General features: G+C 74.1%; 12 protein-coding genes. 4 read left to right on the forward strand and 8 right to left on the reverse strand.

The features are described from left to right. Positions 1–37 precede the first annotated feature (37 nt). Positions 38–838, forward strand: a complete 801-nt coding sequence (locus BM093_RS03065) for a TetR/AcrR family transcriptional regulator (RefSeq protein ID WP_093336842.1) — start codon at positions 38–40, stop codon at positions 836–838. Between the two features lie 19 nt (positions 839–857). On the opposite strand, the gene BM093_RS03070 is transcribed toward BM093_RS03065, so the two are convergent. The 4 genes from BM093_RS03070 to BM093_RS03085 are packed head-to-tail and all read right to left on the reverse strand — an operon-like array spanning position 858 to position 5215. Continuing rightward, positions 858–1706 carry an ABC transporter ATP-binding protein gene (locus tag BM093_RS03070; RefSeq protein ID WP_218162639.1) on the reverse strand — a complete coding sequence of 283 codons (849 nt, stop codon included), beginning with the start codon at positions 1704–1706 and terminating at the stop codon, positions 858–860. After that, a complete protein-coding gene (locus BM093_RS03075; RefSeq protein ID WP_093336844.1) occupies positions 1703–2806 on the reverse strand; it encodes a FecCD family ABC transporter permease in 1104 nt (367 codons plus the stop codon). Before BM093_RS03075 ends, BM093_RS03070 begins: the two co-directional genes overlap by 4 nt. Then, positions 2803–3981: an ABC transporter substrate-binding protein gene (locus BM093_RS03080; protein ID WP_143105240.1), complete on the reverse strand. Its 1179-nt coding sequence runs from the start codon at positions 3979–3981 to the stop codon at positions 2803–2805. Before BM093_RS03080 ends, BM093_RS03075 begins: the two co-directional genes overlap by 4 nt. Positions 3982–4003: 22 nt before the next feature. Continuing rightward, on the reverse strand, positions 4004–5215 hold the full coding sequence (locus tag BM093_RS03085; protein ID WP_093336850.1) for a cysteine desulfurase-like protein: 1212 nt from the start codon (positions 5213–5215) through the stop codon (positions 4004–4006). A gap of 104 nt (positions 5216–5319) precedes the next feature. Here BM093_RS03085 and BM093_RS03090 point away from each other — a divergent pair, with 104 nt between their 5' ends. Next, on the forward strand, positions 5320–6615 hold the full coding sequence (locus BM093_RS03090; RefSeq protein ID WP_093336854.1) for a L,D-transpeptidase: 1296 nt from the start codon (positions 5320–5322) through the stop codon (positions 6613–6615). Here BM093_RS03090 and BM093_RS03095 read toward each other — a convergent pair. Next, entirely contained in the window at positions 6608–8152 is a 1545-nt protein-coding gene (locus BM093_RS03095) for an AMP-binding protein (protein ID WP_245773292.1), read from the reverse strand. The genes BM093_RS03090 and BM093_RS03095 overlap by 8 nt on opposite strands. Positions 8153–8277: 125 nt before the next feature. Further along, the gene (locus BM093_RS03100; RefSeq protein ID WP_177238235.1) at positions 8278–8772 is read right to left on the reverse strand and encodes a hypothetical protein; all 495 of its coding nucleotides are present in this window, start codon (positions 8770–8772) and stop codon (positions 8278–8280) included. Positions 8773–9005: 233 nt separating this feature from the next. Here BM093_RS03100 and BM093_RS03105 point away from each other — a divergent pair, with 233 nt between their 5' ends. Continuing rightward, the gene (locus tag BM093_RS03105) at positions 9006–10292 is read left to right on the forward strand and encodes an acyl-CoA dehydrogenase family protein (protein ID WP_093336859.1); all 1287 of its coding nucleotides are present in this window, start codon (positions 9006–9008) and stop codon (positions 10290–10292) included. A gap of 481 nt (positions 10293–10773) precedes the next feature. On the opposite strand, the gene BM093_RS03110 is transcribed toward BM093_RS03105, so the two are convergent. After that, positions 10774–11262, reverse strand: coding sequence for a MarR family winged helix-turn-helix transcriptional regulator (locus BM093_RS03110; RefSeq protein ID WP_093336861.1), 489 nt, complete (start codon positions 11260–11262; stop codon positions 10774–10776). 24 nt (positions 11263–11286) lie between these two features. Further along, positions 11287–12084: an enoyl-CoA hydratase-related protein gene (locus BM093_RS03115; RefSeq protein ID WP_245773268.1), complete on the reverse strand. Its 798-nt coding sequence runs from the start codon at positions 12082–12084 to the stop codon at positions 11287–11289. 67 nt (positions 12085–12151) lie between these two features. Between BM093_RS03115 and BM093_RS03120 the strand changes: the two genes are divergently transcribed. Then, positions 12152–13309, forward strand: a complete 1158-nt coding sequence (locus BM093_RS03120; RefSeq protein ID WP_245773269.1) for an MBL fold metallo-hydrolase — start codon at positions 12152–12154, stop codon at positions 13307–13309. Positions 13310–13543: the final 234 nt, after the last annotated feature.

Below are 13543 nucleotides of genomic sequence, written 5' to 3' on the forward strand. Positions count from 1 at the left end.
CGATGCCATCGGGTCGAGACCCCACCGGATCGAGAGCATGGACAGCGACGCCGTACCCGACCTCGTCCGCCGGTTGTGGCGGCTGCCGATCACGACGCCGACGCGCATGGGACGCAAGTCGACCTTGGATGTCGAGACGGTGATCGCGGCCGCCGTCCGGCTGGCCGACGCCGAGGGCCTCGCGGCCGCCACGCTGCCCAAGGTCTCCGAACAGCTGGGGGTCACAGCCATGTCGCTGTACCGCCATGTGGGTTCCAAGGACGATCTGCTCCAGCTCATGCTGGACGCGGCGAGCGATCCTCCCGCCGGTCCGGCGGAGACCACCGGGTGGCGTGAGGGCCTGTGGCGCTGGGCGCTCGACCTCTGGGAGCTGTACCGGCGCAGGCCCTGGCTCCCTCGTGTGCCGCTCCACCGCACACCCTCGGGCCCGAACCAGATCGCGTGGCTCGAGCGGGGGCTCGAGGCGCTGGCGGACACGCGGCTCGGCTGGGACGAGAAGGCCAGGGCGGTCACCCTGCTGAGCGGCTACGTGCGTCACTCCATCCAGCTCACGCAGGACCTGGAGGAAGGACGCCCCGCCGAGCAGGCGCAGGCCGCGGGTGAACACGAGTACGCACGCGCGCTCGGCCGGCTCGTCACCGCACAACGCTTCCCGAACACGGCAGCGATGCTCGCGTCGGAGGCCTTCGCCGCCTCGGACGAGCCCACCGACGTCACGGCGCGCGAGGACTTCACCGCCGGGCTCGCTCTCCTGCTCGACGGGCTCGAGGCACAGATCGCGACGACCTCCGGCGCCGCACATCGGCGCGACGCCGCCGCGGACCGCCGAGGTGGGTGACCGGCCTCGCGGCCCCCGCTCAGTCCCGGGTGCGCAGCGCGAACACGCCCCGGTCCGGTTCGAAGACCAGCTCGTCGGTGTCGAACGCGGCACCGATCGCCCCGGAGGTCGCCAGCTCGCCGGGTGTGCCGGTCAGCAGCGACCCCGCCCCGTCGAGCAGCCAGGCCCGGTCCGCCAGCCGCAGCGCCAGCTCCAGGTCGTGGGTGGACAGCAGCACGCACAGGTCCTGCTCCCGGGCGAGGCGGCGCAGCAGCCCGAGCAGCGCGACCCGGGCGGCGACGTCGAGGAACGCGCTCGGCTCGTCGAGCAGCAGCAACGACGGCTGCTGGGCCAGCGCGCGGGCCACCATCAGCCGCTGCCGCTCGCCGTCGGACAGCCGGCCCAGCGGACGTCCGGCCAGCGGCCCGGCCCGGACCGCGTCGATCGCGGTGTCGACGGCGGCGTCGTCGTCCGGCCCGAGGACGCCGGCGGCGCCGGTGTGCGGCAGCCGCCCCAGCTCGACGACGTCGCGGCCGGTCAGCAGTCCGGGGTCCGGCCGGTCGGTGAGCACGACCCCGACCCGGCGCGCCCGCGCACCGGCCCGCAGCCCGAGCAGGTCGTCGCCGTCGAGCCGGGCCGATCCACCGAGGGCGGGTTGCAGGCCGGCGAGGGTCCGCAGCAGCGTCGACTTGCCGGCGCCGTTGGTGCCGAGCAGCACGGTCAGCTCGCCCCGCCCGGCCACCGCGTCGACCGCGGGCAGCACGGTGCTCGCCCGGCCGCGGCGCAGCGTGCCCTCCGTCCGGTGCCCGACCGCCAGCCCGGACAGCACCAGCCCGGTCCCGGCGGGGGTGGCGGTCCCGGTCGCCGCCGCGGGGGCGTCCCGGCTCACCACGCGCGACCGCCCAGCCGCCGCGAGCGCAGCAGCACCGCGATCACCACCGGCGCCCCGACCAGCGAGGTCACCACGTTCAGCGGGACCACCGTGCCCGCGCCGGGCGGGTGCGCCACGACGGCACAGGCCAGGCCCGCGACGGCGCCGGTCAGCGCGGTGGCCGGGATCAGGATCCGGTGCCGGGAGGTCCCGACCGCGGCCCGGGCCAGGTGCGGCACCGCGATCCCGAGGAAGCCGATCGGCCCGCAGAACGCGGTCACCGTGCCGGCGAGCACCGCGGCGACGACCAGCACCGCCAGCCGCACCCGGGCCACGTCGACGCCGGCGGTGCGCGCGTAGTCGTCGCCGAGCAGCAGCCCGTCGAGCGGCTTGGCCAGCAGCACCACCCCGAGCAGCCCGGCCCCGACGATCGTGGCGAGCACCGGGAGCTCGGCGCGGGCGACGCCGTCCACACTGGCCAGCCCCCACAGCAGGTACTGCTGCGCGGTCTGCGGGTCGGTCCACACCAGCAGCAGGCTCACCACCGCGGTGATCACCGAGCCGAGCATCACGCCGATGACCAGCAGCGCGGCCACCGACTGTGCGAACCGGGACAGCAGCAGCACCAGCCCCAGCACCAGCCCGGCGCCCAGGGCGGCGGCGGCCACCGTGCCCAGCCGCCCGGCGACCGGGGCGCCACCGAGCCCGCCGCCGGCGAACGCCCCTGCGGCGGCACCGGCGCCGACCGTGGTCACCAGCGCGACACCCAGCCCGGCGCCCGCGCTGACCCCGAGCACGTACGGCTCGGCCAGCGGGTTGCGGAACAGGGTCTGGGTCAGCAGGCCTGCCGTGCCCAGCCCGGCCCCGGCCAGCCCGGCGGTCACCGCGCGGGGGATCCGCAGGTCGGTGACCAGAAGGTCCAGCCGCGCGTCCGGGGTGCCGACGCCGAGCAGCGCCGACAGCGTCCGCCCGGGCGGGATCACGACCGAGCCGGTCGCGACGGCCAGCCCGAACAGCAGCACGACGCCGACCACGAGCACCCCGAGCGCGACCGCGGCCCGGCCGCCGGAGCGCTGGGTCGAGCGGTCCGCCCGCACGGCGGTGTCCGCACCCGTCATCCGGTGGGCACCTGGCGCCAGTAGACGAACTCGTGGTCGGGCAGCAGCTGCGGGTGCAGGATCGCGACGAGGTCGGCCAGCACCTCGTCCGGGTGCACGACGCCGCGTTCGAAGATCTGGTTGCCGCCGGTCGGGCCCATGAACCCGTCCTTGGTCCACACCTGCCCGCCCGGTTGCGCGGCGGCGATCGAGGTCAGCCGCGGGTCGGTGGCGGCGATGTCGGCGGTGGTGTTCCACGGCCCGTCGGCCAGCCAGATGCGCGCGTCGCCGTCCTCGGCCAGCACGCTCTCCAGGGTCTGCGCGCTCGTCCCGGACTCGCGGGTGTCGCGCCCGGACCAGGTGGCGCCGGCGTCGCGGTAGAGGATCCCGGCCGTCGAGTCGCCGCTGGGGACGTACCAGCTGCCCTGGTAGGGCTGACCGGCCACGATCGGGGTCGGCTCGCTGCCGCGCACCCGGTCGGCGAGCGCGGTGTAGCGCTGCTCGATCCCGGCGAACGCCTCGGCGGCCTCGGCGTCGCGCCCGGTCAGCGCGCCCATCACCTTGATCCACTCGGCCTGGCCGAGCGGGCCGGTCTCGAGGTAGTCGGCCCACCCGACGACCGGGATGCCCGCGGCCCGCAGCGCGGGGAACGCCGGGTCGTCCGCGCCGCTGGTGAGCAGCACGGGCGGGGCCTCGGTGACGACCCGCTCACCGTCGATGGTGTCGTTCGGGGCGAACTCGACCGCCGCGCCGGACTCGACGTGCGCCCGCACGGCCGGGTCGCGGACCAGGCCCAGCCCGCCGATACCGGTGAGCCGGTCCAGCAGCCCCAGCTCGGTGATCATCGGGAGCTGGGTGGTGGACTGCGCGAAGATCCCGTCGACCGGGGTGTGCACCACCGGCGCGTCGGCCAGCTCGGCCGGCAGCGCCGGGTCGGGCTCCCCGCAGCCGGCCAGCACGATCGACTGGGCCGGGCCGCCCGGGTAGGGCTGCTTCACGGTCAGCACCCGGTACCCGTCGGCCCCGGTGATCTCGACGTTGGACGCGTGCGCGAACTCGACGGTCGTGTCGGGCGCCGGTGCCGCCCCGGGAACGCACCCACCGGGAGCCTCCGGTGGTGCCGTCGCGGGGGCCGAACATCCGGCGAGGAGGAACAGCGAGAGCAACGCGGCGGCGAGCCACCGAAGGCGAGTCACCTGAACAGTTTCACATACGAGGTCACCGGTGATGCGCCGCCTTCACGAAGCCGGACAACGCCTCCAGCAGCCGGTCGACGTCGTCGTCGTCGGTGTAGCAGGCGAGCCCGATCCGCAGCGCACCGGTGTCGCCCAGGCCGAGCCGGCGGGAGCACTCCAGCGCGTAGAACGACGACGCCGGCGCCGCGATCCGCCGCTCGGCCAGGTAGCGGTAGGCCTCGGCCGGGTCGCGGTCGTCGAACGTCACCAGCAGCGTCGGGGTCCGCGACGCCGCCCGGGACCGCAGCCGCACCCCGGGCAGCCCGGCGAGGCGGTCCTCGATCCGCTCGCGCAGCGGTTCCTCGTGCGCGTGCACCGCCGCGAGCGACGCCCGCAGCCGGTCCCGCCGGTCCCCGGTGGCCTGCCCGTCCAGCCCGGCGAGGAACTCCACGGCCGCGGTGGTGCCGGCCAGCAGCTCATAGGGCAGGGTCCCCAGCTCGAACCGCTCGGGCACCGCGTCGGTCGAGGGCAGCAGCTTCGCCGGGTGCAGCGTCTCCAGCAGCGCGGGATCGGCCGCGAGCACCCCGCAGTGCGGGCCGAGGAACTTGTACGGCGAGCAGGCGAAGAAGTCCGCACCCAGCTCCCGGACGTCGACCGCCGCGTGCGCGGTCAGGTGCACCCCGTCCACCATCAGCAGCGCACCGGCGGCGTGCACCTGCCGCGCGATCGCCGGGATGTCCGGGCGGGTGCCGACCAGGTTCGACGCGCCGGTGACCGCGACCAGCCGGGTCCGCTCGCCCAGCAGCGGGGCGAGGTCGTCGAGCTCGGTGGTGTCCGGGTCGAAGTCCAGCCACCGCACCGTCACCCCCGCCGCCTCCGCGGCGATCACCCACGGCCGGATGTTCGCGTCGTGGTCGAGCCGGGTCACCACGATCTCGTCACCGGGCGACCAGGTGGCCGCGAGGGTGCGGGCGAGGTCGAAGGTCAGCGCGGTCATGCTGCGCCCGAACACGATGCCCCGCGGGTCGGCACCCAGCAGGTCGGCCATCGCGGCCCGCGCGGCGAGCACGATCGCGTCGGCGGAGCGCTCGCCGCTGGTGATCGTGCCCCGGTTCGCCAGCGGTGAGGTGAGGGCTCCGGCCACCGCGCCGGCCACCGCGTCGGGGACCTGGGACCCACCGGGGCCGTCGAAGTGCGCGACACCGGCCCGCAGGGCGGGGAACCGGCTGCGGACGGCGGCGACGTCGTAGCTCATGACCGCAGCCTGTCATCCGAGCACGACACGTGCCGAGCGTTCGGTGATCGAACGGTGACGTGTCGGTGACCCCGTGTGGGTGATCTGCTTGAGATGATCGGACCATGTCGAGGTCCTGGGACAGCTCCCGCGGCCGCCACACGCCACGCCGGCGGCGCCGCTCGCTGCACCGTCGCACGCTGGGGCGGCTGGCCGTCGTGCTGGTGGCGCTCGCGGCCCTGGTGGCGGGCGCGACCGCGGCGGTCGCCGAGGGGCGGGTCGGGGACTCGCTGGCCCGCAACATCGCCGGGGCCGTCGACCGGTTCACCCCGGGCCCGGCCGCACCGGCCGTGCCGGAGATCCTGACGACCTCGCCCCGGCCCGGGCCTGCTGCCGGGCCGCGCGAGCCCGCCACCGCCGAGGTCAGCACCGGCCGGCTGGAGAACGTCACGCTGACCGGCGACGACGGTCCCGTCCCCGGCGCCCCGTCCCCCGACGGCCGCAGCTGGACCACGACCGCCCCGCTGGAGTTCGACACCACCTACCGCTGGTCCGGCACCTGGGTGGTCGACGAGGAGACCCGCCGCCCGCTGGCCGAGGACGCGTTCACCACGGTCGACCCCGAGGAGACGCTCGAGCCGACCGTGAACATCCGCGACGGCGCCGAGGTCGGGGTCGGGGCCCCGGTGGCGGTCAGCTTCGCGGCGAACCTGTCCGACGAGGCCAAGGCCGCCGTCGAGCGGGAGCTGTCGGTCGAGACCTCCACGCCGGTCGAGGGTGCCTGGGCGTGGCTGCCCGACGACGCCGACGGGTCCCGCGTGCACTACCGGCCGAAGTCGTACTGGCCCTCGGGTACCGAGGTCCGGGTGCACGGCGCGCTGCGCGGGCTCGACCTGGGCGAGGCCGGCTGGGTCACCGAGGACGTCGACCGCTCCTTCGCGATCGGGACCAGCCGGATCGTCAAGGCGGACACGCAGAGCCACCAGATCGCCGTCGTCGAGAACGGGCAGGAGATCGCCCGCTACGACGCCTCCTACGGCCTCGACTCCGACCCGAACCGGGTGACCCGCTCCGGTGTGCACGTGGTGATGAACAAGGCGCAGAAGGTCCTGATGACCAACGAGGCCTACGGCTACGTCGACGAGCCGCAGTTCTGGGCCGTGCGGATCTCGAACAACGGCGAGTACATCCACGCGAACCCGTCGTCGTCGTACGCGCAGGGCAACAGCAACGTCAGCCACGGCTGCATCAACCTGTCCAACCGTGACGCCAAGGAGTTCTTCGCCATGGCGACCTTCGGCGACCCGGTCGAGGTCACCGGCAGCTCGGAGCCGCTGACCCAGCGCGACGGCGACTACTACGACTGGGCCATCCCGTGGGACGAGTGGACGACGATGTCGGCGCTGCCGCCGGTCACTTGATCCGCCGCTCCTGCCCGGCCCAGGCCTCGTCGCGCAGCACGAACTTCTGGATCTTCCCGGTGGAGGTCTTCGGCAGCTCGCCGAACACGACACGCTTGGGTGCCTTGAACCGGGCGAGCCGCTCCCGCACGTGCTCGACGATCTCCTGCTCGGTGGCGGAGTACCCGTCGCGCAGCGTGACGTAAGCGCCCGGGACCTCGCCCCACCGCTCGTCCGGCAGGGCGATCACCGCCGCCTCCAGCACGGCCGGGTGGTCGGCGATCGCCTGCTCGACCTCGACGCTGGCGATGTTCTCGCCGCCGGAGATGATCACGTCCTTGGAGCGGTCCCGGAGCTCCACGTAACCGTCCGGGTGCATGACGCCGATGTCGCCGGTCCGGAACCAGCCGTCCGGTGCGGCCGCCCGGGTGGCCTCATCGTCGTTCAGGTAGCCGAGCATGACGTTGTTGCCGCGCAACGCGATCTGTCCGGTGGTCAGGCCGTCGGCCGGGGCGTCCGAGCCGTCCTCGGTGATCACCCGGACCGCGCAGGCGATCATGTTGCCGACGCCCTGGCGGGCCTTCATCCGGGCCTGGGCGTCACCGTCGAGCTCGTTCCACTCCGGCTGCCAGTCGCAGAGCATCGCCGGCCCGAACGTCTCGGTGAGACCGTAGAGATGGGTGACCTCGAAGCCCAGCTCGGCCATCCGGCGCAGGATCGCCGGGCTCGGCGGCGCTCCCCCGGTCGCGACGCGCACCGTCGTCGGCACCGGGCCCGCCTCCGGCGCGTAGGCGATCATCGACAGCACCGTGGGCGCGCCGTTGAGGTGGGTGACCCCCTGCTCGCGCACGAGCTCCCAGATCCGGGCCGGCTCGATCTTCGGCAGGCACACGTGCGTGGCCGCGGCGGCGGTGACCGCCCACGGGAAGCACCACCCGTTGCAGTGGAACATCGGCAACGTCCACAGGTGCACCGCCGACGGGGAGAGCCCCGTGTGCCCGACCATCGACAGCGCCTGCAGGTAGGCTCCCCGGTGGTCGTACATCACGCCCTTGGGCCGCCCGGTCGTGCCCGAGGTGTAGTTGATCGAAAGCAGGGCGCGCTCGTCGTCGGGGGTGACGGCGGTGGGCTCGCCCCAGCTGATCAGGCGCTCGTAGTCGTCCCCGACCCGGACCGCCTGCGGCGGGGTCTGCGTGCGGCCCAGCGCGTCGGCGACGACCTCGTCGAAGACCGGGTCGTGGACCAGCACCGACGCGTTCGAGTGCTCCAGGATGTAGGCGATCTCGCCCGCCGAGAGCCGGGTGTTCACCGCGACGAGCGGCACCCCCGACCACGGCACCCCGAAGGTCGCCTCCAGCGCGACGTGCGTGTTCGGGGCCAGTACCGCCACCGGGCGTCCGGAGTGGATCGCGGCGAGCCCGCCGGCCAGGCGCCGGCACCGGTCGTGCAGCTCGGCGTAGGTGAGCCGCAGGTCGCCGTCGACCACGGCGATCCGGTCGCGGTGGGCGGTCGCCGCCCGGTCCAGGAACGCGGTCGGGGTGAGCGGCTCGTACGACATCGCGACCAGGTCCGAGGGGACGCCCGCGGGATGGGAGGAGGCTGCGACGGCACCGTCGGTCATGCCGTCAGCCTTCCCGCCCGGGGCGGCCCGCGCAATGCGACACGGGCCGCTCCGGCCGTGGGTCAGGGACGCTTCGTCTCGATCGTGTAGTAGGCCTTGCCCTCGACGACCTTGTACGCCGAGAAGACGGCCACCGGCGACCGGTCCGCCGTGTCGCGCACCGTGAACGACTGTCCCGGAGCGAGCCGCTTCGCGGTGCTGCCCGCCGGGCCCGAGATCCGGGCGTCCACGGTGTGCGCACCGACGTTCTTCACGGTCGCGGAGTCGATCCGGCCGTCGGAGTCGGCGTCGACCACGGTGCTCTGCAGCCGCGGCTTCACCACGCAGGACGCGGCCCCGTAGCCGACCTCGGCGCGGCTGTAGTGGCCCTTGCCGTTCTCCCACTTGTAGGCCGCGACGGTCGCGCTGCCCGCCGGCACCGACCCCTTACCGGTCTCGAAGCGGTGGTAGTACGCCGTGCCGGGGGCGATCTTGGAGATCTTGTGCTCACCGAAGGCCGTGGTCACGCGCACGTCGATCGGCGCGGTGTCGCGGTTGAGCACGTACACCGGAACCACCGCGGTCGGCCCTCCCCCTCCGGATGGCGCAACCACCGTGGTGCTTCCGTCGGACATAGCGCTACGCCGGACCCCGGTATTAGCGTGCGCCGAACGCAATACCCAGTTTTCGGGATCTCCCTCCGCGGGCGGACAGTCGGCCGGCGGACGGGGCCGCCTGTACCGCGCGCCCGGCCCGCCGGGTTACGTTCGCGGAGACTTTCGGACGACAGGCCTACAGGAGGCGGTTCACGATGGCGTGGGACTTCAGCACCGACCCGGAGTTCGAGGAGAAGCTCAAGTGGATGCGGGGCTTCGTCCGGGACGAGATCATCCCGCTGGAGACCCTCGACCTCGACCGCGAGACGTTCGCCCGGATCACCGCACCGCTCAAGCAGCAGGTCAAGGACCAGGGCCTGTGGGCGGCGCACCTGCCCCCGGAGCTGGGTGGCGGCGGGTTCGGGCAGGTCTCGCTCGGGTTGATGCACGAGATCCTCGGTCAGTGCCGGTACGCGCCCGGGATCTTCGGCAACCAGGCGCCCGACTCCGGCAACGCGGAGCTGCTGTCCATCGGCGGCTCCGAGGAGCAGAAGGACCGCTGGATGCACCCGCTGCTGCGCGGCGAGCTGCGGTCCTGCTTCTCGATGACCGAACCCGGTGCCGGCGCCGACCCGACCATGCTCACCACCCGGGCCGTCCGGGACGGCGACGAGTACGTGATCAACGGGCACAAGTGGTTCTCCTCGAACGCCACCGGCTCGGACTTCCTGATCGTCATGGCCGTGACCGACCCGGACGCGCCGCCGTACCAGCGGGCCTCGATGATCGTCGTGCCGACCGGCACGCCGGGTGTCGACGTGGTCCGCGACATCCCGGTGATGGACCACCCCGAGGTCGGCGGTGAGCTGTACGGCGGGCACGCCGAGGTCGTCTACCGCGACGTCCGGGTTCCGGTCGAGAACCTCGTCGGCAACCCCGGCGACGGCTTCAAGCTGGCCCAGCAGCGGCTCGGTCCCGGCCGGATCCACCACGCGATGCGCTGGCTCGGGCAGTCCAAGCGGGCGTTCGACATGATGTGCGAGCGCGCCGTGTCCCGGACCGCGAGCAGCTCGCGGCTGGCCGACAAGCAGATGGTCCAGGACATGATCGCGACGTCGGCGGCGGAGATGCAGGCGGCCCGGCTGCTCACCCTGCAGGCCGCATGGACGATGGACCAGGTCGGTGCCTCGAACGCCCGGATCGAGATCGGGATGATCAAGTACTGGGGCGCGCGGGTGCTGCACGACGTCATCGACCGCGCGATCCAGGTGCACGGCTCGCTGGGCTTCTCCGGGGACCTGCCCCTGGAGCAGATGTACCGGGCAGCCCGCGCGGCCCGTATCTACGACGGTCCGGACGAGGTCCACAAGGAGTCCGTCGCCCGCCGGATCCTGCGCGGCTACACCCCGGTCGACGTGCCCACCGAGCACGTCCCGACCCGCACCGAGGCCGCCCGCGCGAAGTTCGCCGAGTACCTCGACGCCGCGACCGCCGACGCCTGACCGGGCGCCTGCCCGCGCGATGATCGGGCAGTCGTGCAGGATCGGTGCCGGATCCGGCACCGATCCTGCACGACACGCTGATCTCGAGGTGGGCTCACGACTCGGCGGCTCGTCCCGCACCGGTGAGCAGCTCGTTCTCGCCCTCCGGAGGGCACGACCGTGCTGATCGACATGCTCGGCGCCGTCGAGCCCCTCCGGGAGGGCGCCAACGCGCTGATCGACGCGCCCGATCATGCCGAGCAGCACCTTGTCGCCCCGGCCCGGGCGGCAATGTGCTGATCGACATGCCCCGCACCGGCGAGGTGCACGCTTCCGCCCGGACCAGGGCATGAGCGCGCTGATCGACGTCCCCGGCACCGGTGAGTGGCGCGCTTCCGCCCCGGCAGGGTGCCGCGCGCGGCACGGCGGGGTTCCGCGCGCGACGCGCCCTGCGACGTGCCGGGCGGGGCGCGCCGCGGCGAGGTGCCGGGCGGGGCGCGGGTCAGGAGGCCGGGGTCGCGGGACGGTCGGTGGCGAGCTCAGCGCGGTAGTCGGCGACCAGGGCGTTCATCGCGGACAGGAAGCGCGCGGTGGCGGCGAGCTCGGCGTCGTCGAAGTCCTGCAGGACGGCGTCCACCCGGTCCCCGAGCGGGCCGAAGAAGGCGGCGCCGACCCGGCCGGCGTTCTCCGCCTGGCGCAGGGTCACCCGGCGCCGGTCGGTCGACTCCCGGCTGCGCCGCACGTGCCCGGCGCGTTCGAGCCGGTCGACCAGGGCGGTCGTCGCCCCGGTCGAGAGCCCGAGCCGGGTGCCGAGCCGGCCCGGGGTCAGCGGTGTCCCGGCCGTGTCGGCCCGCATGACGGCCAGCAGCGCGTGCAGGTCGGTCGGGTGCAGCCGGTGCCGCCCGGCGAAGGCCTGACCGAGCAGCTCCGCCTCACCCGCGTAGTCCTGCAGGAGCGCGACCAGTTCCTCGCGTCGTGTCCGGGCCGCCATACCGGTCAGCCTAGACGCCCCCGATCAGCGTCCCGTCCAGCGCGGTTCGCGCTTCTCCAGGAACGCCGCGACCCCCTCGGCCCGGTCCGCGGACTGCTCGATCGCCGCGGACGCGATGTCGGTGGCGGCCCAGCCGCGCTCGTCCGCCTCGGACACCACTCGCTCGAGCGCGCGCAGCGACACCGAGACCGCCAGCGGCGAGTTCTCACACACCTGTCGGGCGAGCTCGAGCGCGGCCTGTTCGGCCCGGCCCGGCTCGACGAGCTCGTTGACCAGCCCCAGCGCGTACGCCCGGGACGCGTCGAGCGGACGCCCCGTCACCAGCAGCTGCTTGGCGACGTTCAGCGGCAGCGGCCGCGGCGCCCGGAACAGTGCCCCGCAGTTCGCGACGAGCCCGCGCGCGACCTCCGGCAGGCCGAAACGGGCCGTCGACGAGGCCACGACCAGGTCGCAGGCCAGCACGATCTCGAACCCGCCGCCGTAGGCGACACCCTCCACGGCGGCGATCAGCGGCCGCCGCCGATCCCGGCGCACGACGCCGTAGTTCCCGCCCCGCGGGGTCGGGCCGCCCGAGCCGGCAGCCAGGTCGGTGCCCGCGCAGAACGCGGTCGCGTCCCCGGCGAGCACCCCGCACCACAGGTCCGGGTCGTCGTCGAGCAGGTTCAACGCCTCGTCCAGCGCCGCGGTCATCCCGGCGTCCACGGCGTTGCGCTTGTCCGGCCGGGTCATCCGCACCAGCAGCACGTGCCCGTGCCGTTCGGTCTCGATCCGTGGCTGTCCTTCGCCGGTCACGTCCGCTCCGGTCACAACAGGGTCGGTCACGCCACAGAGCGTAGGTGGGGAGCCCGCACCGGTGTTCGTACTGTGGAGTGTTCGTACTGTGGAGACCGTGTCCCGCACGACCCTGTCCCGCACGACCCGGGCCGCCGTCGCCGCGGCCACCGTCTCCCCCGTACTGGCGCTGGCCGGGCTCGGCCTGCACGTCCACCGCAACATCGGGGCCCGCCGCTCCGAGCTGCGACGGCTGGCCGGCAGCTCGCCGAACACCGTCGACGGGATCTTCGCCAACACCGAACCCGGGCTGCCCCGGGCGAAGGCCTCGCTCCGGATGCTGCTCAACATGCTGCGCAGCCGCTCCACCGAGGGCGCACCGCCCGGTCCGGTGCCGCTGGCCCGCCCCGAGATCCCCGCGGTGCCGGCCGGCCTGGCCGTCACCTGGCTCGGGCACGCGAGCACCCTGCTGGAGGTGGACGGGCGGCGGGTGCTCGTCGATCCCGTCTGGTCCGACTACGCCTCTCCGGTCCCGTTCGTCGGGCCCCGCCGCCTGCACCCGCCGGTGGTGCCGCTGCCCGCCGTCGCCGACGCGGACGTCGTCCTGCTCACCCACGACCACTACGACCACCTCGACCGCCCGACGGTGCGCCGGCTGGGCCGTGAGTCCTCGGCGGTGTTCGTCTGCCCGCTCGGGGTGGGTGCGCACCTGCGGGCGTGGGGCGTGCCGGGGCACCGGGTCGTGGAGCGGGACTGGGACGGCGTCGTCGAGCTCGGCGGGCTCACCCTGACCTGCCTGGAGACCCGGCACTTCTCCGGCCGTGCGTTGCGGCGCAACACCACCCAGTGGGCGGCGTGGAAGGTCGCCGGCCCCCGGCACGCGGTCTACGTCGGCGGCGACACGGGCCCCAGCCGCCGGGTGCACACGCGCACGGGCGACGCGCACGGCCCGTTCGACCTGACGCTGCTGCCCGTGGGCGCCTACGCCGAGCTGTGGCCGGACATCCACACCGATCCCGAGCAGGCGGTGGCCGCGCACCGCGAGCTCCGCGGTCGCGTGATGCTGCCGGTGCACTGGGCGACGTTCAACCTCGGGTTCCACCCGTGGGACGAGCCCGTGGAGCGGGCCCGCAAGGCCGCGACGGCGCACGACGTGGTGCTGGCACTGCCCCGCCCCGGGCAGCGCATCGACCTGACCGGCGTCCGGACCGCGGAGGCGGCCCGCGCCACCGTCCCGGCCGAGCCGTGGTGGCCCACCCCACCCTGCCGGTCCTGAGTCGGCCCCGAACCGGCCCTGAACAGGCACCGAACAGGCTCAGGACGGGCACCGAATCACCGGGTCGGCTCCTTTTCGCCCATTCGGCGATGGGCCGGACGGCGGAGGCGCAGTTCTGACCCGGTCGCGCACATCCGGCCGTGCCGTCCTCCGATGCTCATTCCTGCGGGGCCGGCCGGACACCGGATCGACACGGCACATCCGCGTCGATTATCGTTCTGTCACAGAAAGCGC

Source organism: Pseudonocardia ammonioxydans (genome assembly GCF_900115005.1).
Taxonomy (GTDB): domain Bacteria; phylum Actinomycetota; class Actinomycetes; order Mycobacteriales; family Pseudonocardiaceae; genus Pseudonocardia; species Pseudonocardia ammonioxydans.

Bases quoted from the DNA above. Each gene is read 5' to 3' on its own strand.
- BM093_RS03065 (WP_093336842.1), top strand. From the start codon at position 38: ATGGACAGCGACGCCGTACCCGACCTCGTCCGCCGGTTGTGGCGGCTG.
- BM093_RS03075 (WP_093336844.1), bottom strand. From the start codon at position 2,806: ATGACGGGTGCGGACACCGCCGTGCGGGCGGACCGCTCGACCCAGCGC.
- BM093_RS03085 (WP_093336850.1), bottom strand. From the start codon at position 5,215: ATGAGCTACGACGTCGCCGCCGTCCGCAGCCGGTTCCCCGCCCTGCGG.
- BM093_RS03090 (WP_093336854.1), top strand. From the start codon at position 5,320: ATGTCGAGGTCCTGGGACAGCTCCCGCGGCCGCCACACGCCACGCCGG.
- BM093_RS03095 (WP_245773292.1), bottom strand. From the start codon at position 8,152: ATGTCGTACGAGCCGCTCACCCCGACCGCGTTCCTGGACCGGGCGGCG.
- BM093_RS03105 (WP_093336859.1), top strand. From the start codon at position 9,006: ATGGCGTGGGACTTCAGCACCGACCCGGAGTTCGAGGAGAAGCTCAAG.
- BM093_RS03110 (WP_093336861.1), bottom strand. From the start codon at position 11,262: ATGGCGGCCCGGACACGACGCGAGGAACTGGTCGCGCTCCTGCAGGAC.